The sequence below is a fragment of the Bacillus sp. ISL-7 genome (genome assembly GCF_018613065.1).
The window spans coordinates 313,904-340,373 of the sequence record NZ_JAGGQW010000031.1; the positions used below are offsets into that span (position 1 = coordinate 313,904).

At 36.5% G+C, this 26,470-nt stretch carries 25 protein-coding genes; 8 read left to right on the plus strand and 17 right to left on the minus strand.

Annotation, left to right across the window (positions count from 1 at the left end):
- Nucleotides 1-167 precede the first annotated feature (167 nt).
- The 3 genes from J7E66_RS10870 (at nucleotide 168) to alr (ending at nucleotide 3,908) form a co-directional block, all read left to right on the plus strand.
- Nucleotides 168-1,406: a PucR family transcriptional regulator gene (locus J7E66_RS10870; RefSeq protein WP_374103841.1), complete on the plus strand. Its 1,239-nt coding sequence runs from the start codon at nucleotides 168-170 to the stop codon at nucleotides 1,404-1,406.
- 129 nt (nucleotides 1,407-1,535) lie between these two features.
- Nucleotides 1,536-2,669, plus strand: coding sequence for an alanine dehydrogenase (ald, locus tag J7E66_RS10875; RefSeq protein WP_214999932.1), 1,134 nt, complete (start codon nucleotides 1,536-1,538; stop codon nucleotides 2,667-2,669).
- A 60-nt stretch (nucleotides 2,670-2,729) separates the two neighbouring features.
- On the plus strand, nucleotides 2,730-3,908 hold the full coding sequence (alr, locus tag J7E66_RS10880) for an alanine racemase (protein WP_214999934.1): 1,179 nt from the start codon (nucleotides 2,730-2,732) through the stop codon (nucleotides 3,906-3,908).
- A 27-nt stretch (nucleotides 3,909-3,935) separates the two neighbouring features.
- On the opposite strand, the gene J7E66_RS10885 is transcribed toward alr, so the two are convergent.
- The 14 genes from J7E66_RS10885 to J7E66_RS10950 form a co-directional block, all read right to left on the minus strand.
- Nucleotides 3,936-5,282 (minus strand): UDP-glucose dehydrogenase family protein, encoded by a 1,347-nt coding sequence (locus J7E66_RS10885; protein ID WP_214999936.1) that lies wholly within the window; start codon nucleotides 5,280-5,282, stop codon nucleotides 3,936-3,938.
- 50 nt (nucleotides 5,283-5,332) lie between these two features.
- Nucleotides 5,333-6,796, minus strand: coding sequence for a glycosyltransferase family protein (locus tag J7E66_RS10890; protein WP_214999938.1), 1,464 nt, complete (start codon nucleotides 6,794-6,796; stop codon nucleotides 5,333-5,335).
- 69 nt (nucleotides 6,797-6,865) lie between these two features.
- On the minus strand, nucleotides 6,866-7,789 hold the full coding sequence (locus J7E66_RS10895) for an FTR1 family iron permease (RefSeq protein ID WP_214999940.1): 924 nt from the start codon (nucleotides 7,787-7,789) through the stop codon (nucleotides 6,866-6,868).
- Nucleotides 7,790-7,826: 37 nt separating this feature from the next.
- Nucleotides 7,827-8,579 (minus strand): hypothetical protein, encoded by a 753-nt coding sequence (locus J7E66_RS10900; protein ID WP_214999941.1) that lies wholly within the window; start codon nucleotides 8,577-8,579, stop codon nucleotides 7,827-7,829.
- A gap of 93 nt (nucleotides 8,580-8,672) precedes the next feature.
- Nucleotides 8,673-9,452 carry a glycosyltransferase family 2 protein gene (locus tag J7E66_RS10905; protein WP_214999943.1) on the minus strand — a complete coding sequence of 260 codons (780 nt, stop codon included), beginning with the start codon at nucleotides 9,450-9,452 and terminating at the stop codon, nucleotides 8,673-8,675.
- Nucleotides 9,453-9,455: 3 nt separating this feature from the next.
- The gene (locus J7E66_RS10910; RefSeq protein WP_214999945.1) at nucleotides 9,456-10,904 is read right to left on the minus strand and encodes an alkaline phosphatase family protein; all 1,449 of its coding nucleotides are present in this window, start codon (nucleotides 10,902-10,904) and stop codon (nucleotides 9,456-9,458) included.
- On the minus strand, nucleotides 10,901-11,851 hold the full coding sequence (locus J7E66_RS10915; RefSeq protein ID WP_214999946.1) for a lysylphosphatidylglycerol synthase transmembrane domain-containing protein: 951 nt from the start codon (nucleotides 11,849-11,851) through the stop codon (nucleotides 10,901-10,903). Before J7E66_RS10915 ends, J7E66_RS10910 begins: the two co-directional genes overlap by 4 nt.
- Entirely contained in the window at nucleotides 11,832-12,788 is a 957-nt protein-coding gene (locus J7E66_RS10920; RefSeq protein ID WP_214999948.1) for an NAD-dependent epimerase/dehydratase family protein, read from the minus strand. The genes J7E66_RS10915 and J7E66_RS10920 overlap by 20 nt, the downstream gene beginning before the upstream one ends.
- A gap of 113 nt (nucleotides 12,789-12,901) precedes the next feature.
- Nucleotides 12,902-14,083 carry a hypothetical protein gene (locus J7E66_RS10925; RefSeq protein ID WP_214999950.1) on the minus strand — a complete coding sequence of 394 codons (1,182 nt, stop codon included), beginning with the start codon at nucleotides 14,081-14,083 and terminating at the stop codon, nucleotides 12,902-12,904.
- 196 nt (nucleotides 14,084-14,279) lie between these two features.
- On the minus strand, nucleotides 14,280-14,852 hold the full coding sequence (locus J7E66_RS10930; RefSeq protein ID WP_215000009.1) for a 5' nucleotidase, NT5C type: 573 nt from the start codon (nucleotides 14,850-14,852) through the stop codon (nucleotides 14,280-14,282).
- On the minus strand, nucleotides 14,852-15,958 hold the full coding sequence (gene ribD / locus J7E66_RS10935; RefSeq protein ID WP_214999952.1) for a bifunctional diaminohydroxyphosphoribosylaminopyrimidine deaminase/5-amino-6-(5-phosphoribosylamino)uracil reductase RibD: 1,107 nt from the start codon (nucleotides 15,956-15,958) through the stop codon (nucleotides 14,852-14,854). The genes J7E66_RS10930 and ribD overlap by 1 nt, the downstream gene beginning before the upstream one ends.
- Entirely contained in the window at nucleotides 15,951-16,703 is a 753-nt protein-coding gene (locus tag J7E66_RS10940) for a GTP cyclohydrolase II (RefSeq protein ID WP_168242372.1), read from the minus strand. Before J7E66_RS10940 ends, ribD begins: the two co-directional genes overlap by 8 nt.
- 127 nt (nucleotides 16,704-16,830) lie before the next feature.
- Nucleotides 16,831-18,246, minus strand: coding sequence for a SpoVR family protein (locus tag J7E66_RS10945; protein ID WP_214999954.1), 1,416 nt, complete (start codon nucleotides 18,244-18,246; stop codon nucleotides 16,831-16,833).
- 92 nt (nucleotides 18,247-18,338) lie between these two features.
- Entirely contained in the window at nucleotides 18,339-19,325 is a 987-nt protein-coding gene (locus J7E66_RS10950; RefSeq protein WP_214999956.1) for a M14 family zinc carboxypeptidase, read from the minus strand.
- 149 nt (nucleotides 19,326-19,474) lie between these two features.
- On the opposite strand from J7E66_RS10950, the gene J7E66_RS10955 reads away from it, so the two are divergent.
- The gene (locus J7E66_RS10955; protein WP_088085936.1) at nucleotides 19,475-19,729 is read left to right on the plus strand and encodes a YhdB family protein; all 255 of its coding nucleotides are present in this window, start codon (nucleotides 19,475-19,477) and stop codon (nucleotides 19,727-19,729) included.
- Between the two features lie 147 nt (nucleotides 19,730-19,876).
- Here the strand turns inward: J7E66_RS10955 and J7E66_RS10960 are convergent, their stop codons facing one another.
- On the minus strand, nucleotides 19,877-21,619 hold the full coding sequence (locus J7E66_RS10960; protein WP_214999958.1) for a phospho-sugar mutase: 1,743 nt from the start codon (nucleotides 21,617-21,619) through the stop codon (nucleotides 19,877-19,879).
- Nucleotides 21,620-21,823: 204 nt separating this feature from the next.
- Nucleotides 21,824-22,210 (minus strand): YhcU family protein, encoded by a 387-nt coding sequence (locus J7E66_RS10965; protein WP_214999960.1) that lies wholly within the window; start codon nucleotides 22,208-22,210, stop codon nucleotides 21,824-21,826.
- Nucleotides 22,211-22,317: 107 nt separating this feature from the next.
- Here J7E66_RS10965 and J7E66_RS10970 point away from each other — a divergent pair, with 107 nt between their 5' ends.
- Nucleotides 22,318-23,241 carry an RluA family pseudouridine synthase gene (locus J7E66_RS10970; protein WP_214999962.1) on the plus strand — a complete coding sequence of 308 codons (924 nt, stop codon included), beginning with the start codon at nucleotides 22,318-22,320 and terminating at the stop codon, nucleotides 23,239-23,241.
- A 57-nt stretch (nucleotides 23,242-23,298) separates the two neighbouring features.
- Here J7E66_RS10970 and J7E66_RS10975 read toward each other — a convergent pair whose 3' ends face one another.
- Nucleotides 23,299-23,556, minus strand: coding sequence for a GlsB/YeaQ/YmgE family stress response membrane protein (locus J7E66_RS10975; protein WP_214999964.1), 258 nt, complete (start codon nucleotides 23,554-23,556; stop codon nucleotides 23,299-23,301).
- A gap of 327 nt (nucleotides 23,557-23,883) precedes the next feature.
- Here J7E66_RS10975 and J7E66_RS10980 point away from each other — a divergent pair, with 327 nt between their 5' ends.
- The 3 genes from J7E66_RS10980 to J7E66_RS10990 all read left to right on the plus strand — a co-directional run bounded on the left by J7E66_RS10980 (nucleotide 23,884) and on the right by J7E66_RS10990 (nucleotide 26,242).
- Nucleotides 23,884-24,501, plus strand: a complete 618-nt coding sequence (locus J7E66_RS10980; protein WP_214999966.1) for a DUF47 domain-containing protein — start codon at nucleotides 23,884-23,886, stop codon at nucleotides 24,499-24,501.
- Between the two features lie 11 nt (nucleotides 24,502-24,512).
- Nucleotides 24,513-25,520: an inorganic phosphate transporter gene (locus J7E66_RS10985; RefSeq protein ID WP_214713288.1), complete on the plus strand. Its 1,008-nt coding sequence runs from the start codon at nucleotides 24,513-24,515 to the stop codon at nucleotides 25,518-25,520.
- Between the two features lie 134 nt (nucleotides 25,521-25,654).
- A complete protein-coding gene (locus J7E66_RS10990) occupies nucleotides 25,655-26,242 on the plus strand; it encodes a YitT family protein (RefSeq protein ID WP_214999968.1) in 588 nt (195 codons plus the stop codon).
- The last annotated feature ends 228 nt before the right edge of the window (nucleotides 26,243-26,470 follow it).

Consider the following 26,470-nt stretch of genomic DNA (forward strand, 5'->3'; position numbering starts at 1 on the left):
TTTACTCTTTTGAGATTACTCTAAATCATTTTAACATTATAGCATATTATTTATTTTGTTAAAATAAATGAAATTATTTTATATTTTTTGTAAAATTAAACAAAGGCATTTTATGAACTGAACAAGACTACCATATGTCATTATATATTAATCCGGGGGTAATCATTTTGAATACTAGACTACATGACCCATTTAAGACTGCCTTTGATAGCTTAGATGAATTTGCCGACCTTATTAGTCAGGTACTAATGTGCCCTATTACAATTGAGGATGCAAACCACCGCCTACTTGCCTATAGTACACATGATGAACGTACAGATCCAGCAAGAATTTCTACCATCATAGGCCGGAGAGTTCCAGAAAAAGTCATTAATCAATTATGGAAAGAAGGAACGATTCCTGCTTTACTAAAGACCCAAGAGCCTATTCGTGTGAAAAACATGAATGATATAGGGCTTAACCATAGAGTCGCTATCTCTATATGGAAGCATGATGAAGTGATCGGATTTATTTGGGCAATAGAAATTGATAAAACATTAACGGCTGATGATTTCATCCTTTTAAAAAAAGCAGCAGATTCCGCAAAAAATAAACTATTACAGCTTCAGACGAGAAAGAACAAAAAGGAAGAACGTTCACAAGAATTCTTTTGGAAGCTATTAACAGGTCATCTGAAAGCAAAAGAGGAAATTTTCGAACATTTCCATTCATTACAACTTACACCGCCGACCTCTTATGCGGTTCTTGTTTTTCAGTTCCATGAAAATATCACGAACAAAGTAGAGCAATCCATCTCATATCTTTTGAAAACAAATCAACGGATAAAAATTACTCTTTATACAATAGACTGCAATCAATTAATTCTATTGGTATCAGTTACCAATTTTGAAAACCCTTTCAATGAACTTGATCAATTTGCGAAATTCTTTGTCCTGCAAATGAGTGAAAGATATGGAATTAAGGAGATCAAACCAGGATATAGCAGTATTAAAGAGGATTATCAAAAAACAAACAAAGCATATAAGGAAACATTGGCGGTTTTATCAATTAAAGAAAAATTCCCAATTGAAACAAAGGACATTTATAATTATCAAAAACTAGGAATATATCAAATTTTTGATCTTATTTTAGAAAAAAGACAAACCGAAGAATATGAAAATTATTCCTTAAAACTGCTTCATGAATATGACCAAAAACACAACAGCAATTTAATTGAAACATTAGAGGTTTTCTTAAATAAAGATAACAACATTAATGATGCAGCCAAGGAATTAAATGTCCATGCTAACACATTAAATTATCGACTTAAGAGAATCACGGAAATTGGTGATGTAAATTTCAAGGATCCTAACCAAAAAATGATCCTCTACCTAGATTTAAAACTGGAAAAATATCAGGGGATTTGAACTTTTTGTGAAAATCCCCAAAAAGAATGAAAATCTTTCTCTTTTCTAAACAAAGAAATTCTCTGGCAAACATTCTATACTTTAGCCATAGCAAAACACTTTAATGTAACTAGAGGAGGAAATAAGATTATGTTTATAGGTGTACCTAAAGAAATTAAAAATAATGAAAATCGTGTAGCACTAACTCCAGCAGGTGTTGTTTCATTCCTAAATGCCGGCCACACTGTGTTAATGGAAAAGGACGCTGGAATTGGAAGCGGTTTCACTAACGATGATTATGCTAAAGCTGGTGCTGAGATTATAGATAGCGCTGAACAGGTATGGACAAAAGCAAATATGATTATGAAAGTGAAAGAGCCTCTTTCAAGTGAATATAAGTACTTCCGCCAAGGTTTAATTTTATTTACTTACTTACACCTTGCAGCTGAGCCAGAGTTAGCAAAAGCTCTTAAAGAAAAAGGTGTTATCGCAGTTGCTTATGAAACAGTTTCTGTAAACAGGACTCTTCCACTGCTTACACCAATGAGTGAAGTAGCTGGACGCATGGCTGCTCAAATTGGCGCACAGTTCTTACAAAAAAATAATGGTGGTCTTGGAATTCTCCTTGCTGGTGTCCCAGGAGTTAACCGTGGAAAAGTTACCATTGTTGGTGGTGGGATTGTTGGAACCAATGCAGCTAAAATGGCCATCGGTTTAGGTGCTGACGTAACAATTATTGATCTAAGTGCTGACCGTCTTCGTCAGTTAGACGACATTTTTGGAAATCAAATCAAAACATTAATGTCTAATCCTCTCAATATTGCTGAAGCAGTGGCAGAAGCTGACCTTCTAATCGGAGCAGTACTAATCCCAGGTGCAAAGGCTCCTAAGCTGGTTACAGAAGAAATGGTTAAATCGATGAAGCCTGGTTCAGTGATTGTCGATGTTGCGATTGACCAAGGTGGAATTGTTGAAACAATCGACCATGTGACAACACATGACAATCCAACCTTTATCAAACATGGAGTTGTACACTACTCTGTTGCAAATATGCCTGGCGCCGTTCCAAGAACTTCAACAATAGCACTAACCAATGTTACTGTTCCATATGCATTGCAAATCGCAAATAAAGGGGTTTTCAAAGCCATTTCTGAAAATGCTGCATTATATCTTGGCCTTAACGTTGCCAACGGAGAAATCACTTATGAAGCAGTAGCAAAAGATCTAGGGTTTGATTATGTAACAGTCGAAAAGGCATTAGAAAAAGAACTAGCTACGATTTGATTGTAGTTATTCCCCTCAAGAAACTCTTGAGGGGATTTTTGATTAAAGGGGATGGTTTACATGAATCAATTGAGTTACCGCGATACATGGGCTGAAATTTCACTAGACCATATTAAAAATAATTATCTACAGTTTAGGCAGTTTGTTCACCCACATGCAAAAATCATGGCAGTGATTAAAGCTGATGGATACGGACACGGGGCCATTGAAATTGCAAAAACAGCGATTGAAGCTGGTGCAGATTATTTAGCAGTTGCTCTTGTAGATGAGGCCATCAAACTTAGACTGTGTGGGATCACACAACCCATTCTCGTACTCGGGTATACTCCGACACGTTCGATTAGGGCTGCCATTTTAGAAAATATCACGCTAACAGTCTTTAACCATGAAGTATTGGATGAAGTCATTGTCCAAGCTGATAGCTTAAGCAAAACTGCTTCTATTCATTTGAAAATTGATACTGGTATGTCCAGGATTGGCGTTACTTCCAGTGATGATGCACTAATTCTTGCTAAGAAGGCCATAAAAGCAAAAAATGTTTGTCTTGAAGGGGTATTTACTCATTTTGCTAATGCAGATAGTGAAAACTGCGACCTTACATATGCACAGTTTAATAAATTTCAATCAATAGTAGAATATTTGGAAAACAACTGTATTTATATACCCATAAAACATTGCTGCAACAGTGCTGCAACAATGAAATTTCCAGAAATGCATCTGGACATGGTTCGAATTGGAGTTTCCTTGTATGGGTTATATCCAGATGCTTCGTTAAAAAACCACTCCATCCAGCTAAAGCAGGCCATGACCTTCAAAACGAAAATTGCAGCCATAAAAAAAGTAGCAGCTTTACAAGCAATCAGCTACGGGTGGACTTGGAAGCCGGAAAGAGTAAGTCTTATCGCTACCCTTCCGCTTGGATACGCTGACGGACTTTCCCGTCTCCTATCAAACCGTGGGAAGGTTTTAATCCATGGGCAAAAATCCGCTATTGCAGGAAGGGTGTGCATGGATCAAACGATGATCGATATTACAAATATACAAAATTGTTCTGTTGGAGATGTAGTCACCATCTTTGGAGAAAACTGCTCCTCATTTCAGTCCGTGGACGAAATTGCCCATTTAATGGGCACCATCAATTATGAGGTTGTTTGTTTAATTGGGAAAAGAGTCCCCCGAGTGTATGACAACTATAATGACCTATTCAAACCTGCAAAGAATGTACAAAGTAATATATGATTTTAATAACAAAGGCAGCTATTCTTACTAGCTGCCTTTGTTTTGTAGCACCGTGTTTATCTCTCCAATTACATTAGGTCTGCCAATTGAATAATATTCAACTGGATATTTTTTTATAGATTCTAATTGAAAGCAATTTCTCCCGTCAAAGATAACGGGTTCTTTCATTAACTCATGGAAGAGATTTAATGGAACATTTTTAATTTCATCCCACTCAGTTACAATAAACGTAAGGTCAGCATTCATGAGAGCTTGCTCGACCGTATCTGCATAAGAAATTAGCTTTCCTAAAACCTTTTTCACATTTGGAATTGAGACGGGATCATAGGCAATTACTATCGCCCCTTCTTGAACTAGATGCTTGGCTAACTTAATCGAAACTGCTTCCCTGATATCGTCTGTATTAGGTTTAAATGAAAGCCCCAGTAATGCGACTTTTTTTCCACGTAAACTTTGAAATCGGTTCAGGGCCTTTTCCACTAGTTTAAGTTCCTGTCTTTTATTAACTTCAATAACCTCCTCAATGAGGTTAAAAGCTTCTCCCGCATCATTACCCATTTGAACTAGTGCGTGGGTATCTTTCGGCAGGCATGAGCCGCCAAAACCTACTCCAGCCTTAAGAAATGATGATCCGATCCTTGAATCCATCCCCATTCCAAATGATACGTCTTCAATATTTCCGCCAACATGTTCACAAATACTTGCGAGTGCATTTACGTAACTAATTTTTAAAGCTAAGAATGAATTTGATGCTACTTTTATTAATTCAGCACTATTCGTATCCGTTTTAAAAATGGGAATACCAAACGACTGATATAATTCTTCCAACGAATGGAGGGCTTCCTTACTATCAGATCCAATAATGATCCGATCTCCGTGAAAAGTATCATAAATTGCCGACCCTTGGCTGATAAATTCAGGATTGGAAACGATTTGAAATTTAAGACTTGTTTGCAATTCTGATTGAATCCAATTTTTAATTTTTGCATTTGTTCCCACTGGTACCGTACTTTTTGTAACGACAATGACGTTATTTCGCTTTATTGACCTGCCAATTTCTTTAGAAATCTGTTCAATATATTGTAAATCAAGGGAGCCATTTTCATTTTGAGGAGTTCCTACTGTTATCATAATGATTTCAGCCGATTTAAAACCAATAGATGGGCTAGTTGTAAACCGTAACCGCCCCTCTTCCATATTTTTCAACATCAGTTCATTTAATCCTGGTTCATAAATTGGAGGATACCCATTGTTTAATGTGCTTATTTTATGATGGTCCTGGTCTACGCAAATCACATCATGGCCGATGTCTGCTAAACAAACCCCTGTAACTAATCCAACGTATCCTGTTCCAGCAATGGCTATTTTTTTCAATGAAGATTTTCCTTTCCATTTTGAGTATTTCTTATTAATTATTACTCAGTTCATTTCTCCATCCATTTATATAAAATTATTTCATGATAAACTGGATCAAAAAGCCCGTTGGAATGAAAAGCTGCTACCTTTTTAATTTTCCCATCTATTGAAATACCTTGTGATCTAAATCCTTGAATCACTTTATCTGTAAGTAGTACGGTCCTGCCTTGGAAATATTTCGCATCATACCGGAAATATTGATAAGTTTCTATCCTTTTGTGTGTATATGGAACCTCTAAATACTGTAACACCCTCGTTTCTTCCCATGTGTAGAGTATAACAGGTTCATTCATTTTCTCAATAAATGCATTCATTTTATAAACAGCTGGAGGTTCTTTAGCTTCCGTCGCTAATAGGGTTACATTTTGATTTACCTGATGGCCAAGGACGAAAATGCTGAGTCCCACGACTAAAAAAGGGATTCTTTCTGAAAAAAGACGAATACACAGGAAAAATATCAATAAGACCGCAAGCGGGAGCGCATGCCTTGCTTTTTCTACATTTTGAGCCAATAGTGCCCAACCAAAATAACTGCTAAACAATATATAAAGAAGGTTCATAAATGGCCATCTTTTTTTTGTTTTTTTGAACGCCCTAATAAATATATAAATGAGAAGGAAAGTATAAATGACAGCACTAAGCACTGATTCAGTTGCAATACCTGTCCATAGGATGTTCTTTGAGGAAAAAATGATAAATCTATCAAAAAAGCCAATATCAGCTGCCTCTACCGTTCCTCCCCAATCATTGAAATGACCGCTGGTAAACGCTAAAGAAAGCTTAATAAAACCGATTATACTCCCCTCTGAAATGACAAGACCAATTACCCATATTGCTTGAAAGATGACTCCAGAGATCAAGTAAAATATGATCAATTTCATTTTTAATCCATCTTTTTTTACTTTCCAATAAAACAGAAAGATTATACCGATTGCAAAGGGTAAGTATGAAAGGCGAATTCCTAGCATAAGACTCAAAAAACCTAATGGTATTAAGATTGCTCTTGAATCTTTTTTGTTTAAAGCCAATAGAAGGCTCCATAAATACCACCAAAATGCTGCCAGTGCCGCGCCTTCTGACATTGGCTGATTAACGATTATAACACTGTAGCTTGCTGAATAAATAAGTGCTGTAGATAAACTAGCAAATGATCTTTGTATGAATCTCCTGGACAACTTATACATGGGAAAAACAGAACTAGCATAACAAAAGACATTAAAAATCGTTAATGCTTTTGATGGGTCCATTACAAACAGATGAATGAATTTCCCTCCTAAAATAAAAAAGGGATATCCAGGGAAGTGCGGCTGCATAGCCATTAAATCATAGCGCTTCACGGCCAGTGCAAAATCTACCTGATCCCATGAGGAGGTATATGGATTAATAAAATACAGTTGGGATATAAAAACAATAATTATAGCTGCAACACTTATCACTAATAAAAAGGGCCCTTTTAAACCACTTTTGAACAATAAATATCCACCACCTAATCTAGAGAAAAAGTACAAGGCATCGGCCTTGTACTTTTTATGTTCAAAAATTCATTTCACTTGTGTCTCAAGAATTTTAGTTGTCTTTGCATTCGTTTTATTTGTTTGCTTGCTTCCTGCAGGTTTGGAAGAGGTAAGCAATAAAATTGCGACAAAGTATCCGATATAAGCCAATATTTCTTCAATAGAAGGCATAGAAGAATAGCCAAACAGAGCTTTTAGAAATATTCCAATATCCCCGGATAATATCGGAGCCGAACCAGTATCACGAAGGTAATGTGTGTAATCAATCGGATGCTCTGGCAGGAACCATGTAAGATCATACACATGTGGAAGTACACTGCCAATGATATTAAGGTCCTGCATCATGGAAATCGCTTGTACTAGTAGTCCAGCAGATATAAGAATAATAAAAGCACCGGTTAACTTGAAGAAAGTGCTCAAAGGAATCCTCATCGTTCCTTTAAAGAACAAATAAGAGACAATAATTGCTATCACCACACCAGTAATCGCGCCCCATCCCTGCATGGCTGCGCCGATGTTTCCACCTGTAATTGCAGCAAAAAAGAATACGGTTTCTACTCCTTCACGAAGGACGACTAGAAAAGAATGGATTACCATTCCAACAACGTTACCTGTGGAGATGAATTTATTCATTTTCCCTTCCATATTTCCTTTTAAATCACGGCTGTGGCTTGCCATCCAGAAAACCATTTGGGTTAATAATACGGTCGAAACGAGCATAATTCCTATTTTCAAATACATTTCGCTTCCCATTGCAGCGAATCCTGTAAAAACAATTTGGAATAGGAGGGCAACCCCAACACTTGCTAGTATGGCAAGACCTGCTCCTAACCAAACATATTTATTGTACTGCTTATGGTCCACTCTTTTTAGATAGGTAGTTATTATACCAACAATCAATAACGCTTCTAACACTTCACGGAATGTGATTAATAGAGCTTGAATTTCCACAGCCGAGTCCCTCCCCAATGGTGATGTTTCCTAATTTCTATTTTCTTCTTCTGCGGATAACAACTATGATTACCGCTATTATTATACCTGCGATTAATACAAGCGGTACCCAGTTTCGGATATTCGAAATATCCGTCCAGTCTTTTTTTACAGTCCCAGATTCTGTAGCACTTTCAGAAAAATGCCCGACTTCAAGACTTTTTATGTTGAATTCAGTTTTTAATGAGTTTAAAATCTCGTCTTTATTTTCCTTAAATGCGTCTAAATTCGCTTCTTTTTTCCCGACACCAAACAATCCAGGATTCCCTAATGCTTCAAGGGCCTGATCAAAATCGGTTCTGATTTTCTTATCATTCTCAGGTTTTTCAGTTTCCACTTTAGGAGACAACGCATCGTATGTAGCAAAGGCTTTAGCTAGGAGTCTTTTCGTTGTGTCATATTCAGCAAAGTCCTTTTCAATACTCTCTAAACGCCTCGCAATATTTAAAACCAGTAGTTTTTCCATATTGTTAATGGTGGCTTCCTTGTCCTTATCTTTAAGGTTACTCAGAATTAGCTTAGCAGGCTCTTGGCCCATATGCATATCAATCTCTTCTTTAACAGTTTCAAAGTTTTTTTTGGCAGAATTGTAATTGGGAGGATTCTCATCAAGCTTCACTACCATTTCTTTGTACACCTCAGCTACCTTCTCCTCATTCGGATCACCATAGGAATAGGCAAAAGCACTACTTAAAGGAATGCTGTAAAAAATTAATGCGAAAGTAAAAAATAATCCAAAAAATTTCTTCATTAAGAATTTCCCTCCTACATGAATAATGATAATGATTATCATCCTCGCTGTCAATGCAAGGATTTAGAATGTCACATATTTATCATATTTATCTTACTTATTAATCTCCCTTGCTTTCAAAAGGTGTAATTCCCTGTCTCTTGCACCAGATGTTGTCCTATTATGGATCACCTTTTTCACTGGCCTTCTCATTTCTTTTAAAATGGCGGGTAAGACCGATGTCATATAACTACGAAACTTGATAAATGATTCCCCTGCTTTACGGACCTGATATCGAATTGGGACTTCTTTCATCCGAAAGCCTTTTCTAATGAGATTCAGCGTAACAACTTGTGCATAATTGTAATCATGAACAATTTCAGCTTCTTCCATAGCTTGTCTAGAAAAAGCTCTCATCCCAGACTGTCCATCATAAATCCATTTTCTTAGTATAAGCGCTTGTAGAAATGTAAAACAATAATTCCCGATTCTCCTGTTCCACCGCATTCCTTCAATAGTTCCAAGGAAACGGGAACCCATTACATAATCAGCTGTTCCCATTAAGATGGGTTTGACAATATCAGGAATCTGATCAGCAGGGTATTCATTATCAGCATCAATCATGACACCAATATCTGCTCCATTTAAAACACAAAGCTCCAGCCCTTTACGAACAGCAGCACCTAATCCAAGGTTTTTAGCAAAGGTATGGACATAATCTGCCCCTGCTTTCCAGGACTGCTCAACCGTTCGATCATTAGAGCCATCATTTATCACTAAAACCTCTACCTTCACCTTTGGATCGAAATCTCTTGGTATTTTTTGAATGACTTGGGCAATCGACTCTTCCTCATTGAAAGCTGGAAGAAAGACAATTACTTTTTGCTGCTCCATTGATTAAACATCCTTCCTTACTGCCTCTATTAATACTGGTCCACGGCTGTGACTAGGATATGGTGCCCCCAACAAATAGGAAATCGTTGAAGCGAGGGAAACCAAACTATGCTTTTCCTCCACACTTTTTCCTGTTTCAATAGACGGACCATACATAAAGAACGGTACGAATCTTTCACCTTCATCGAGGTGGCCATGTCCTCCAATCCCATCAGCTTGACCATGGTCAGCACAAACAATAAACGTATAATTTTCAAGCTTACCTTTATCTTTTAACCACTCAAAATATTCTTTAACTAAGGCGTCAGCCTCTTCGATTTTTTGAATATATTCGTTATATAATACTCCTCGGCTATGTCCAGTTTGGTCAGTACTTATTAATTGCACAATTTGCAAATCGGGATCCTGTTCTTCCATGATATTTTTCGCCCGATCAATAATTTTACGATCGACAACATTATTGTGCATTACGGCTGTGAATGTCTCTACATCCTTTCCAAAGGAATCAACGAGATGGGCTACCGCTAATAATGAACCCTTTTTCCCTACTTTTCTTAATGTGTCAAATACGCTCTCTACTTTAATACCCTGCTTCCAAACCATATTCGACTTGATTCCATGTTCAAATGGGTAAGTCCCTGAAAACATCGATGAAAAACAAACGACAGTTCTTGCTGGATATACGGTTTCCATTCTAGTATAGTCTGTTCCATTTTTTCTCAAATAGTCGAGAAAGGGAGTGTTCGCTTCTTCAAAACGCTCTTTCCTCATTCCGTCAATGACCATAACAATAACTTTCTTATTAATGGCATCTGTCCGCTCCTCCACATTAGAAGTAAAGGTAGGGATAATCTTCGGCTTCCAATCGAACAGATTTTTATGAAGAATCCAAGAAAACAATAGAATTCCTAAATAGAAGAATACGATGACTCCAATTTCACTTCCCGACCAGGTTTGCTTCTCAATAGTCAAATTCCAAAGTGATAATAACAAAAGAAACTTTGGCAGTTGTTCTTGGGCATTCCCACTTGTTGAATCACTATTTTTTAAAACGAGTTTCCAGAACCGGGTAAAATTCAGCCATGAGGTACCGATGCGCAAATGATAATAAAATGTGCCCCAAAAAAAGACTGTAAAGAAGAAATATAAACCAATGCCAGTAAAAAGCAAACTAAGATTTACATGATCCCAAATGATAAGAAAGGCCGTAAATGGGATCCATAAATAGTTTCTAAGAAATAATGGATAATCGTACAGGTAGTAAATAATTAATAGAGGTAAGATGGCTAATAACCCTAAGAATAGATCTAAACTGTAAGAAGGGGATCCCAACTTAGACAGGGAATAAATCAACATGGTACCGATTGTAAATATTGGAGTAAACGGCTTCCCTTCATTCAGAAGGTTCCAACACCTTGCCGCCACTTTTTCAAAAGAAGATGCTTTTTTCATTTTTGTCTTCCTCTCATTCTTAGAAACACTTTTATTTGTTTAAAATTTGATGCAGGTGAATGAATCACTAGCAAGAAACCAACGAAATAGGAGAAAATAAACTTATAACTATGGCTAATAAGAGCAACCATATATCCATCCTTTGTCGGAAACCCAAAACTTGTTAAAGCCGCAGTCATGACTGATTCGTATGTAGATATTCCCCCAGGTGTAATTTGAAATACCTGCCCACCGACAGTAATAGAATTGACCCAAATTGACTTATAAATAGAAAGACCATCACCTAACGAAGCTGTTACTCCCCACAAAACAGCGCATTCCATTGCCCAGCTTAATCCAATCAAGAAAAAAATATAAACAAAATTCCAGCCCTTAAAGCTTGTTCTTAATAATGAGATATGCTTTTCCACAAAGAGTGGACAGTATTTAAAGATTATAAATCCTCCTATTAGAATGCTTAAACCTAAAATAAGCAATACTCCTAATGACAAGTGGAAGATAAACGCTTTGGAAAAAGCAACAAGTCCTATTATGGAAAATAACATTAGGAACAACATATCAAGCGATCTGAGCACAACTACAGAATGTGCTGAAATATCAGGACTTATGTTTTTTTCTTTCCAGGACAACACCCCGACCCTTACCGCATCCCCAACCTTTATTGGAGTGATATGATTTACGAAAAGACTTAAGAGAATGCCTTGTAAGCAGCTTATAAACTTGGCTTTCTTTCCTAGATATAATCTCCACGCCTCTGCTCTGAGGATAAATGAGGATAGGTAACCCACGGTAACAACTATGATAATCAAAGGATTCCCCAAGAAAAATTTTTTGGACCCATTTAAAAAGTTTTCAGCATGAAAATATCGCAAGGACAACAGGATAAAAATTCCTGCCAAAATGAATCCCATCACTTTAACCAAACGTTTAACTGATTTCCGAAACATGCTTTTTGGCCCATTCTATCGTTTTAGCAAGTCCCTCTGAAAAAGATATAGATGGGGAAAATCCTAGCTGTTGATGTGCCTTCGAAATATCCGCCCATGTGGAATTGACATCCCCTTGGCGAAAACCACCTTGTTTTACAGTTATATCAGGAAAATGTTGTTTTAAATACTCAACTAATTCCTCAATAAAAATCGGTTTACCAGACCCTATATTATAGGTACCGACCCTTTCAGTTTGGTTAAAAGCACTAATGATCCCTGTTATACAATCATCTATATATGTATAGTCCCTAGCCGTTCTATTTCCAAACAATGTAATTTCCTGTTTATTCAGCAAATTTTTAATAAACCCTGTAATGGCCATATCTGGCCTACCCCAGGGTCCATAAACGGTAAAAAAGCGAAGGATAGAAATTTTATAGTCAAATAATGAAGAATAAGCATGGCAAAAGGATTCAGCCCCAAATTTAGCTGCTGCATAAGGAGATACCACCTTTCCCATCGCCATCTCTTCTTGAAGCGGAACGTTCTTTTGTTCTCCGTAAACCGATGAGGAAGAAGCAAAAATAAAATGTTTTACGTTTGATTGACCCGCAAATCGCAGTGCATTAATGGTGGCTTTAATATCGTAGTCAACATACTCATTCGGGGCCGCTATTGAATGTGATACTCCAGGAATGGCCGCTAGGTGTATTACCATTTCTGGCTTGTAGGAACGAAAGATTTCCTTTACTTCCGCTTCGTCATTTAGAAGACTTTTTTGAAAGAAAGCGAACTCTCCTGCTCCACGTGCAAATTCTAGCTGTCGTTTTTTCCTAGCAACAGAATAGTAAGGATGCAGTTCATCGATGATTAAAACCTCATGGCCTTCCGTTAACAATTTCCTTGTAAGATGGGAGCCAATAAATCCTGCTCCGCCAGTAACAATTACTTTCAATGTATAACACCTCTATACCTAGTTGGTCATCACGACTTATTATGTACATTATTCTCTCATATCAGAGAAAAAAGGAAAAACCTTGCGTAAGTTAACAAGGTTTTTCCTCTGCATTATTTCGCTTTTTCTACGATAGTATTCAGAGTGGAAATTAACTCGTTCAATTGTGCTTCACCAGCAGCTTTATCTTTGGCTTTTGCTGTTTCAACATATTTCTGTGCTTTTTCAGTTAATGTCTTATAACCATCTTCTCCAAGAAGGGGCTTGATATCTTCGCCGATGATATCGATGAATAACGCACCCTCTAAACCAGTGATAACAGCTTTATCTTCACCTAATAATTCTTTACTCTCACCATACTCAGAAATGGCAATTTTTGCAAAACCACGAACAAAAGCTTTATTAACAGCAGCTGGATCAACTGCTTTTACATCAGATTCAAGATTGAATTGTTTTTCAATTAATGCAGTTTCATCAGCTGCATGTTTGTTCAAATAGCTATATAAAGATTGGAAGAATGCCCAGCCTTCTGCCTGTTCTACTTTGGCTAAAGCAGCATCTTTCCCCGCTTCAGCTGCAGCCTTTGTTGCATATCCATTTGGAAGTGCACCCGTTGCAAGATAGAAGGTCTTCATTAACGTTTTGTCAACCACTTGCTTACCTAAGTTAAAGCTTAGTTGATCATTGTTTTTAATTGCTGTTTCTATTTCGCTAAATCCACCATCAATTACACTGACAAGGTTTGTTCCATAGGCAGCATCACGCTTTTCTACAGTTGATTTTAGAATGGCATAATATCCTTTTGCTTCTTCTAATTCTGCATTGACTTCTTCAGTTTTACCCCATTTTTCAGTTACTTCTGTAAAATCGTGTTTAATAGATGTATAAAATACCTTTTGCATTAATTTATCAAAGATTTGTTTAACGACTACTTTGTCCATTGAACCGTCTTTACCTGCTGATAGAGCTGCAGTGATTTTTTCATCAATTGTATCTTCAAATTCCGCGTCTCTCTTTTGAACTAACTCTTTTAAATTCGAATTATATAAATCTGTCACTTTGTCAAAATCAACATCTTTACCTTCTTTTGCTTTTTCAAGTTCCGTAATAGCTTCTTTAAATACATCAGCATACTCTACTTTTTCTTTTTCTTCTGCTTCTGCTTCTTTCTTCTCTGATACTTTTTCCTTGTTCTCTACCTTTGGTTTACTAGCGGTTTCTTCCGCTTTCCCACAAGCTCCAAGAACTAATGAAAGGGCTGCCATTGCTGCTAGAAGTTTAAATTTGATTGACATTGTGATTTTCCCCCGGTTTGTATAATTTTTATATTTGATAATGATTATCATTCACAACTCTGATTATAAAGAGAATGATTATCAGTGTCAACTTGTTTTATTATATTTAACTAAATAGTCACATTTTTAACCTATATATATTAAAAAGCCATCTTGTCTTTACAAGATAGCTTTAACACACAATAAAACTCGACTTTTATTTCGCTTTATCTTTAATTGTTTCCTCAAGGTCACTCCAATTTATAATTCTCGGTAAATTTAAATGCCGATTATAGGATTGATCCCTGAGAAAAATTTTAATTGATTCGTTTAATAATGTATTTAAAACCTCTGGTTTATCATCAAAATAATAATCGAGTTTTAATTTTTTAATGATTTCTACCTTTTCATGATCCTGCATTCCATAAAAAAACCTCTCCTCATGAACAGGAAAACCGTTTTCTTTTAACCATTCTTTCGTTCTTTCCCCATGTTCTTTGGGCCTAGCCGTAATATAAAAGATTTCATGCCCCTTCTTCTCTAGTTCTTGTAAAGTTTCGACAGCATCTGGAAAAGCAGGACATGACGTATAATAAATTTCTTCTAAAGAATTACGCCACATTTCTTGCCCTTGTTCATCTGTTAATCCAAAGGGTTCATGTATCTCTACTCTTTTTAAGCTTTGAAAAACTTCGATCGGAACATTCTGATTCAACCTTTGATTGTAAATGTTAAAGGCATGCTCGCGTAGATTTATTAATGTATCATCGATATCAAAACCAAATCTCATCACATAATTCCCTCTTTTGAATAAATCGGATAGCCAATAAATTTAAAGTCTTTTCCAATTTTAATGATCGATGTATCCACTAAATCCACTGCATCAGACATTTTCTCTATTCCTGCCCCCTCTAAGAAAGTAGGTGCATCCTTTCCACCAATTAATTTGGGTGCAAAATAAAGAATTACTTTATCAATACATTTATTTTCAAGAAAAGAAGCATTTATGGTGCCCCCTCCTTCAATTAATACGGATGAGATAAGGTGCTCACCTAATATTTCCATGACATCTTTAGGATCTACTTTTTCCACCCCATTGGTAGGAAAGACTTTCATTCCTAAGGACTTTAATGTTTTTTCCTTATCCTGATCATATTTCTGACACGTAAATATCCAAGTTTCAGCAAGGTTATCTGTTACAACTTTTGAATCTATAGGGATCTTTAAAGTAGAATCCAAAATAACACGAATTGGATTTCTTCCATTTGGAATTCGCGCTGTCAATTCTGGGTTGTCTTTTATTACTGTATTAACCCCTACAAGAATAGCCATATTTTCATTTCTCAGAAGATGGACATCATGTCTGGATTGTTCCGAAGTTATCCATTTACTGTTTGATGCATAACTGGCTATTTTACCATCTAAAGTAATCCCTGATTTTAAGGTGACAAATGGTTTTTTCTCCACAATGAATTTATTGAATACTTCATTCATCTTTTGGGATTCCTCTTGATGAACCCCGATTATTACTTCAATTCCTGCGTCTTTTAGAATTTTTACTCCATTCCCTGACACAACAGGATTTGGATCAAGTGTGGCAATTACGACTGTTTTAATACCGGCTTCTACTATTGCAACAGCACATGGGCCTGTCCTGCCATAGTGGGAACATGGTTCTAATGTAACATAAATGGTTCCGCCTTTTGCTGCTTCGCCAGCCATACGGAGAGCGTGAATCTCAGCATGAGGCTCGCCAGCTTTTAAATGGGCTCCGATTCCCACTACTCGGTTATCATTCACAATCACAGCCCCTACTAGTGGATTTGGGTCTGTTTGGCCTTTCATTGCACTAGCATTTTTAAGAGCTAACTCCATATAGAACTCATGGTTAGTCATTTGGACAAGTCCCCTTATCTCCTATATGACCTGACTTATTTACTTTTGTCTGCAGGTATTTTTCGTTATACTCTGATACATCTCCCCACAAAGGCTTTCTGCCTGCTACCACTAAACCAGCACTTTTTAATGCTTCCAATTTTTTTGGATTGTTAGTCATAAGTGTGACTGGTTTAGAGCGTAATGCTTTAAGGACTTGAATAGCATCCCCATAGTTTCTAGAATCATCGACAAAACCAAGGCCTTCATTTGCTTCAACCGTGTCATAGCCGTTTTCTTGAAGAACATATGCCATTGCCTTACTGAATAAGCCAATTCCTCTTCCTTCGTGGTTAGCTAGATAAAATAATGCCCCTGTTCCATGTTCGGAGATCATTTTCATTGATTGTTTTAATTGGAATCCACAATCACATCGCTTGCTTCCAAATATATCTCCCGTATGGCAGATGGAATGCATTCTAATAATGACATCATCTTCATATTCAAAGTCACCATATACTAAAACGCTTGATTGTTGAAACTCTGCTAAATTTGCAGAAGATAACTTATCAATAATTCTTTCAAAATCCTCTGTTACCTCATCACAATTTAGCCAACAATACCATTTGAAGACAACTGTTTCTCCGTATAAATTAACGGGAAGCCGGATCGGTCCTACTAAATATATCGCACCTTTTTCTGTTTTTATTAATTGAATCTTGTCTTCTAAAACTGAAAGAACTTTAGAGTTAAGAGCTTGTTTCATTTATTTATCCCCTTTTTAAGAATAGTTTTAACAACATTAACAAATACATTCATGAAATGATTTCCTCTCTCCTATTACGCATAAATAAAAATAGGCTATCTTGATAGTACAAGATAGCCTCAAGAAATTACAAATATTTACGATGGACTCCTTTACCATCATAAGAAAATAACATTTTTCTATCTTCAATCATCGATTCGATATGAACAGGTCTGCCCCAAAGCTGTTGGATATACGGAAGAACTTTTTCTAGATATTTAACGTCGAGTTCCACCCCTTCATACCAGTGTTTTAGATATAGTTCCCCATTTTTTAAATAATCGCCATCATTGACAGTGATGTAAGGGAAACCTCCATTTACGCGCATATTTACAAGTTGATCACGAATCTGTTCCCATTGTTTATCAACAATTTTGTAGTCTCTTCCTTGTTTTTGGAAAAGATACATATCTTCTCGCATGACAAGGTCCTTATTTAAGTAATTGCGAAGAAAAGATATATCGGATTCTACTTCACGGACCTCAAACATTTTTTCCCGCCCTGATCCTGGAACCACGCCTCTTCGCTTCATCTCTTCGGTTGGATTGTTATAGCGTTCTTCAATATCCTCAAAAATCTTTATTCCAAGGTAATAAGGATTAATGCCCGTTTTTGATGGCTGTACAACTCCCGCATTCAATTTAGCAAACTCGATTGCCTCACCGCTCGTTAAATCCATTTCCCGTAAAATTCGTTGATGCCAATAGGAAGCCCAGCCTTCGTTCATAATTTTCGTTTCAAGCTGCGGCCAGAAGTAGAGCATTTCCTCCCGCATCATAGTTAAGATATCCCGCTGCCAATCCTCTAACTCTCTGCTATATGTTTCAATAAATAGCAACAGATCCTTTTCTGGCCTTGGAGGAAATTTCTTTTTCCGCGGTTGATTGGTCTCCTTTTTATCTTTTTCATCCAATCTCCATAGATCATCGTATGGCGTTGCTACTTGAAGCTCTAGGTCATCATCTTCCTCGTCGTCTCCAATGGACCAAGATAACTTAGGCCTCATAAGCGATGGGTCTATATGTTCATCAATAGCCAATACCGCATCTAAAAAGGTTTCCACCTCTTTTTTACCATATTGAACTTCATATTGATGAATTCTTTCTGCTGTGGCAGCCATACTTTCGACCATATCACGTTTTGTATTTTGAAAACGAACATTATTTTTAAAGAAGTCACAGTGTGCTAAAACATGGGCAACAATTAGTTTATTTTGAATAAGTGTATTGGAATCAAGCAAAAAAGCATAGCATGGATTTGAATTGATAACTAATTCATAAATTTTACTCAGCCCTAAATCATAATGAAGTTTCATTTTGTGGAATTGCTTGCCGAAGCTCCAATGTGAAAATCGGGTTGGCATACCATAAGCCCCAAATGTATAAATAATTTCGGCAGGACAGATTTCATAACGCATTGGATAAAAATCCAAACCAAACCCGGTTGCTATTTCAGTGATTTCACTGATCGCATATTCGAGTGAATTACGACCTTCCACATCCATTTTGCCATTCCCCCTTTTCCTCTTACCACAATGTATGAAGGAAAAAGGGGAATGATGAAACAAGATAGAAAAAACAATAGGCTAGTATTGCTTTAATCAGAGATTTTTTTGGCTTCCACTGCAAGCTTCAAGCCAACATGTCGATTCCGTTTCCATTCCTGTTTAAAAATTGAGATGGGGGGATTTGTTTCGCCAACTAAATAACTAATTTCAATGGTCATGGCCGGTCTGTGATAAGTAGTGATAAACCAATCCGTGAAACCGCCTCCCACTGCGTTTTTTTCAGGTTTGGCTAATTTATAGCCAGTTAATTTCGAAATTTTTTTAGCAACAAGTTTATCACGTGTAAGATGCTTGCCATTTTTATAATTCCAATAAATTTCTCTTCCCGCTGTATGATAAGCAACTGCAATTGAAGGGTTAATTTCCTTAATAAATTTCGTTAAGGAGAGTACTTCTTTTGATTCTAATGGTTGTTTTCCTTTATAAAGTTTATAGGAGGGTGAAACAGGATCAGGATTAAGATTTTCCCACCCAGCTGGATATTGCCTATTTAAATCTATGCCCATGCCGTTTGCTTTCCATCGGTTAAAGTTATCTGATCCTTCATTTATTTTCACCAAAAGTTTCTGATGTGTAGATGGAAAACTTTTAAGATCATTCTGTTGAATGGCCACTCCATCTGGATTTAACATTGGCACAAACCATAATGATACTTCATTAAGAATATGATTGGATTTAAATCCGAAAAGGCCCTTCTCCTCATAGGAAGCTGCATAAGACTCAAGCATTTTCATTAACATTAAGCTTGTCAGCCACTCCCGCCCATGATGCGAGCCAATCAAAACCACATTTTTCTTGCCCTTTCCGAGCTTGATTGCCCAAATATCCCGCCCAAAGTGAGACGTTCCGATCGATTTGATTTTTATTTTCTCTTGATACTTTTCGTTAATTATTGAAAGGTCATTTTCTAACATTTCATAAGTATACGGTTTATCAGCTTTGACAATTTTAGCGCTTGCGACATTTTCCAGTTGTAGGGATAAAAAGAGCATGACACAAATTATAATTTTAACCATAGCGCCTCCGCCTTGTTCATAATGACAAGAATATATACAGGTAAATGTTGAAAAACGCGTAAACAATGGGTGTCCAACATTTGCTGTGAAAGTTATCGTCTAAATATCATACAATAATCTCAACTCCTAATAAGGAGGAGATAAAAAAAATGAATAAAATGGATTATGATCGAGCTTTATATTATACACATCGATCTGAGTGGGATAATTTGCTGATTTTAATGGTACGAACAAAAGACCAATTTTTATCGAAAAGAATTGAACAATTCCTGCATGCCTACAATTTCGAACGTGATTACAGTGTAATTGAAACCAAACTATATAACCTTCTTCGCTACATTGACCATGCGAATGAAACCGTAGAGCCTGACCCTAATGAGATACCGATGTATAGTCTTTCCTAAAATGATAAGTGAATACAATTTCTGCCTGAGAAACTTTTTACAACCGGACCGAAGAATTCCACCAAAAAAACACGGCTTCCTGAAATGGAAGCCGTGTTTTAATTTATTCTTTTCATGATGATGTTCTTAGATCTTATTAAAATGGGATTAAATTTCTTGAACCATTTTCATTTTATCGTCAACTAAAGCCATAAAATCATTTTCAATCGATTTTAGTTTTATCTTGCTTTCTTCTAAACTTTTACTATTGACTCCAAAATAGAATTTCACCTTCGGCTCTGTTCCTGATGGTCTTAAACAAACCCATGAACCATCCTCGAAAGTATATTTTAAAACATTCGATTTTGGTAAATCAATTTCTTCTTCTCCATTATTCTTTACACGGATGCTTGTTAAGTAATCCTCCGTCGTGAAGGTAGTCAAGTTTCCAAGACTCGTAATTGGCTCTGATCGGAAAGAAGCCAATAATTGTTGGATTGTCTCCGCCCCTTCCTTTCCTTTTAAGGTTAAGGAACGTAGGCCTTCTTGGTAATAACCATACTTTTCAAATACTTCCATCATTCCTTGATAGAGGGTTTTTCCTTGTTTCTTATAAAAAGCACACACTTCGGTTGCTAGTAGAGCCGCTTGGACTGCATCCTTATCCCTAGCAAAGTCCCCAATTAAATAGCCATAGGATTCTTCATATCCAAATAGGAATTTCCGATCACCTGATGCCTCATATTCATTGATCTTTTCAGCGATAAATTTAAATCCGGTTAAGACATCAACTGTTTCTAAATCAAAAGCTGTAGCAATTTTCCTGCCAATTTCTGATGTAACAATAGTTTTTAAAACAACTCCATTTTCCGGGAGTGTTCCTTTTTCCTTTTTCTGTGTGATAATGTAATCAAGTAACAAAGCACCTGTTTGGTTTCCTGTAAGAACAACATATTCTCCTTCAGGATTGCGCACAGCAATACCTAATCGATCGGCATCGGGATCTGTAGCAATGAGAAGATCCGCTCCTACTTCTTTTCCATCACGAATGGCCAATTCAAAGGCTGCATGTTCTTCAGGGTTAGGACTTTTTACAGTCGAGAATTCCGGATCTGGAAGTTCTTGTTCTTTAACGATTGTTACATTTTTATAGCCCAATGCAGATAAAGCCGCACGGACAGGCTTATTAGCAGTTCCATGTAAAGGGGTAAAGACGATTTTAATATCAGTTTCTTCAGCAAGGTTTGGATTCTCTGAAATAGTTCTTAATTTCTCAATATAAGCATTATCAATTTCAGCACCGATCGTTTTAATTAATCCGGCAGCTCTTAAGTTTGCTTCACTATCAACCTCAATTAGTAATTCATTCTCGATCTCATTTACCTTGGCAATAACCTTATCTGCTCCATCTGGAGGAAGTTGGCCGCCATCTGAACCATATACCTTAAATCCGTTATATTCAGGCGGATTATGGCTTGCAGTGATGACAATTCCTGAAAAGGCATTTAAATATCTTAGCGCAAATGATAATTCAGGGGTAGGCCTTAATTCTTCAAATACATATGTTTGGATTCCTTTTGAGGCTAACGTTTTAGCGGCCTCCATTGCAAATTCTGGTGACTTATGACGGGAATCAAAAGCAATCACAACACCGCGTTGTTTCGCTTCTATACCTTGGTTTTCTATGTATCCCGCTAAACCAGCTGAGGCTTTGCGCACAGTATAAAGATTCATTCGGTTAGTACCAACTCCGATTTCGCCTCTCATACCACCAGTTCCAAATTCTAAATTCTTATAAAAAACCTCTTCTAGCTGCCCTTCATTCTTCACTATTTCTGTTAATTGATTTCTTAATTCAGCATCTAATCCTTCAAATTCTATCCAACTTTTTGCTTTCTTCTTCCAATCCATAGGTGTCCCCTCCAGTTTCTGTCTACTCTATATTGTTTCTAATTTCATGTTTGTTACTCCTTTAAAAATCTACTGAAATTAGCCGACAATTTTCGCAGTAATATATAATTGTTAATTTCTTTCCTTTTACTATATTACCTTAAAATTACTCATTACTAATAGAAAAAAAATAAAAGCCTGCAATTTTGCAGACTTTTTTGTTTATTATACTAGCAACTCATTATCAGCATTAGAATAAATACTTAGCATGTTTGCTCTGATACATTTTGCCTCTTCAAAATGTTCATATTTAAATGGAAAAAATAATCCAAATTCCTCTAAGGTCTCAACATTCTTATTAAATAATAATGTATACTGAACATCAAGTTGAGAGGCCTCAAGAATAGAGATTAATGTTTGAATACTTGTCATTACCTGAAAGGCATCTTTTAATGTATTAAAATCTTCAGATGTATGCAAAACCTTTAACTGTTCAAATTGATTAATTTCCTCATCGGTATAGTAAAGAGGAAAAATATCCGAATAGATGTACCTCACCAGTTCATTAATTTCTTCTTCCTGACTTGGTGTGGAGGCAAAAACAATTTTCACTTTTAACCCACCTTTGCCATCGCTTATTTCTGTCTGATTGTATATCATAAGAATAACATAACAAAGACTGTATTTACGGTGGTAATTATAACCTGAAGGAGAATTAAATGCTAAAAACAATGCGAATGGGTGAATGGTTTCAACTAACGATTCCTTTGGAATGGAATGGAAATACCATTGCTGATATTTTTCGAAACGTATGGGGAGCCCCCAAAAAATTAACTCATTCTTTTAGAATGGAAAATAAGGTTTTACTAAATGGGGATCAGGCTAACTGGAATATCCCTCTTAGTCATGGTTCGAAGCTGCAAGTTAAACTTTTTGAGGAAGAAGAATTACTAATCACACCAAACTATATAGATGTCGACATCCTTTATGAAGATGACCATGTATTGGTTCTTAACAAACCGCCATTTATGAATACCCATCCGAATGACCCAAACGCCGATCTATATACCCTTGTTAATGCGGTGCAATTTTATCTGCAATCAAATGGGGAAATAAGAAACATTCGGCAGGTTCATCGATTAGATCGCGATACATCAGGTGCCATCCTTTTTGCTAAACATGCTTTAGCTGGTGCTATTTTGGACAATATGCTCGAAAAACGGGAGATTAAAAGAACCTACATTGCTTTGGTTCATGGGATAGTTAAACATAGAAGCGGAACAATTAAGGATCCAATCGGCCGTGACCGCCATCATGCAACCAAAAGAAGAGTTTCTCCAACAGGTCAAGAGGCACTTACCCATTACATGGTCTTAAAGGCAGACAAAGACAAACAACAATCCTATGTTAAATGTTGGCTCGATACTGGGAGAACCCATCAAATCAGAGTTCACTTAAGTCATCTCGGACATCCTTTAGTTGGAGATACTTTGTATGGCGGGAAAGCAATTATTAAAAGACAAGCACTACATGCAGCAAAGCTTGAGTTGATTCACCCATTTACTCAGGATAAAATTGTATGTCATGCTCCATTTTTAGATCAACCTGCTATTTTTAAAGATATTGACATATATTCAATTTAGGTTATTGAACCACAAACCATTGAAAAAGCCTCCTGATTTAGGAGGCTTTTTCAATGGTTATTTATCTGTTCTTCTAAAGGCTCTCAAAATGAAGCTTAGCAGCAATACCAGTACTGCAGAACCAATGATTGCAGGTACTATTGCAAAATCAGCCACATGCGGCCCCCAGTTACCTAAAATCGCTGTCCCAAGCCACGCCCCAACAAATCCAGCTATGATGTTACCAATGATGCCGCCCGGTATATCTCTTCCAACGATGAGGCCTGCTAACCATCCAATAATCCCACCAATAATTAATGCCCAAATGAAACTCATTTAGAACACTCCTTTTTAGTATTCAATTATTTGTCTCAGGCAGTATTGGAAAAGCAACTTAATTTTCATGCTACCTGTACTTATAAAGTACCCTATTTTCATTTTTATACTCAGAAAAGAAAAAATCTTACAACCTTCCTTTAATACATAAATCAATGAATTTAGGTAAAAGTAAAAAGGTCTCCATCTTAAAAATGAACTATTCAAAAAATTCTAATGTTAAGTTTTTGTAAAGTTACATAGAATTTGTTTCTTTCTTCGACATTTTTCAGATAAAATATCTAAGTTGGTCTACAAGACGTTTTAAATTAAAATGGGGGTAATTACATGGCATTTAAAAAAACTGATAAATTTATGGCATTACTTAGTAATATTTCTACGAACCTTAAAGAAAGTGCAAATTTCTTCACAGATTATAAATTAAAAAATGTGAGTGATTTGAAAATTTTCTCAGAGAAAATGAAGGAACTTGAAACCAAAGGAGATTCATTCGTACATGAAGTAATCAAAGAATTGAATGATGCCTTCATCACTCCAATTGAACGTGAAGATATTCTTCATCTAGCGATGAGTATGGATGATGTACTGGATGGACTTGAAGGATGTTCGGCATTATTTGAAATGTACTCGATTACGAATGCAGATGACTATATGAAGAAATTTGTCGATGCTATTCAAGCCAGTGTTCATGAAATTGACAAAGCGGTTGAACTGCTTTCAAATAAAAAGTTACAACAAATAAGAGAACATGCGATTAAAATAAAAGATTATGAATCCAACTGTGATAATATCTTACGCCAGTCGATTAAAAATTTATTTACGGTTGAAAAAGATCCAATCCGTATCATTCAATATAAAGAAATCTACGAAAATCTTGAAGATATCGCAGACTATTGCCAAACCGTTGCTAATACACTTGAAACCATTATCATGAAAAATGCTTAAGGAGCAAAAATATGAGTGTTGTATTAATTCTAACGATTTTAATTGTAATTGGTGCCCTTGCATTTGACTTTATAAATGGATTCCATGATACTGCAAATGCAATCGCTACCTCTGTATCAACAAAAGCCCTAAAGCCACGCCAAGCAATTTTGCTGGCAGCCGTTATGAATTTTGTTGGTGCTTTGACATTCACAGGTGTAGCCAAAACCATATCTAAGGATATTGTTGATCCATTCTCACTAACTGGTGGTCATACCGGATCAATTGTTATTTTTGCGGCGCTGCTATCGGCTATTATTTGGAACTTACTCACATGGTATTACGGTATTCCAAGCAGCTCTTCCCATGCAATTATTGGTTCTATTGCTGGTGCGGCTATTGCTGCCAAAGGATTTGACGTAATAAAAGCAGAAGGTTTTATAAAAATCCTTGAAGCATTAGTCCTATCACCGATCTTAGCTTTCACAGTTGGTTATATTGTTTACAGCATTTTTAAAGTCGTGTTTAAGAACTTCAATTTAACAAAGACAAACCGAAACTTTCGTTTTATACAGATTGCTACTGCGGCATTACAGTCCTATTCACACGGAACAAATGATGCACAAAAATCCATGGGGATTATCACCATGGCTCTGTTAGCTAATGGTTATCTGCATACTGATGAGGTTCCTTTTTGGGTACAGCTCTCTTGTGCGATTGCAATGGGACTTGGTACCTCGATAGGCGGATGGAAGATCATTAAAACAGTAGGCGGGAAAATTATGAAGATCCGTCCGATTAATGGTGTTGCAGCGGATTTAACGGGTGCAGCGATCATTTTCGGGGCCACCTACATCCACTTACCTGTCAGTACTACACACGTCATCTCTTCAGGGATACTTGGTGTAGGTGCTTCGCATCGTCTTAAAGGAGTAAAATGGGGTACTGCTCAGCGGATGTTAATTACCTGGGTCATTACATTACCAATAACTTCCTTGTTAGCAGGTATAATTTATTTTATTCTGAATATCTTCTTTTAAAAAAACAACCAGGAATTTTTTCTCCTGGTTATTTTTTTTAATCCTTTATAATAGTCATTTTTTTGGTGATATCACTTCTAAATGCCTCGAATTTTCATATTTTTATGTTAGAGGACAAGTTTTGAGGTGAGATTGTGAAGGAAAAAATTGCAGCTATGCTGCTTGGGAGTTTGCTATTGAGTCTTGGGGTAAATGGATTTTTAGTTCCCTATCACTTACTAGACGGAGGGGTAATCGGCATAGGGCTACTCATTCATTATTTTTACGGATGGCCGACTGGTCTAAGTATTATCCTTTTAAGTCTACCTTTATATGTCTTAGCCTGGTTTTTTGAGCGACGCTACTTCTACTATAGCCTCCACGGACTGATCATTTCTTCGTTTTGTATTGATTTTCTTTCATTTATGAACGGTAAAATACAATTGGGTATATTACCAAGTACAATAATTGGTGGATTACTTGTCGGCATTGGCATCGGTCTTATGCTTCGTTATGAAACAAGTACGGGTGGGACTGATTTACTGGCTCAGATTCTAACCAAATTTACTTCAATAAATGTAGGTATCATTATATTCTTAATTGATGGTCTAGTCATAACGAGCGGCATTCAAATAGTCGGTTTAGAAAATTTTTTTTATTCCCTTCTTACGATCATATGTGTCGGCTTTATGACGACCTTAACTGTTAGTGGTAATAATAATGAGCATTTTCCTTACTATTAAAATGGCTTTGTTAAACTTGCCTGTTGATTTCCGTTCCAGGCACTTCGCTTTCCGCGGGCGGTCGGTGAGCCTCCTCGGCGCATTCGCGGAGGGCACTGAAAAAGTCCCTTGTTTTATAGCAGTTGTAGGTTGATTTTATCAACTCTTCAACTGCTTTTTATTTTATAATTGTGGTAATAAAACATTTTAGGTGGTATACAAATGATTTCCTTTCAAGATTCATTCAAT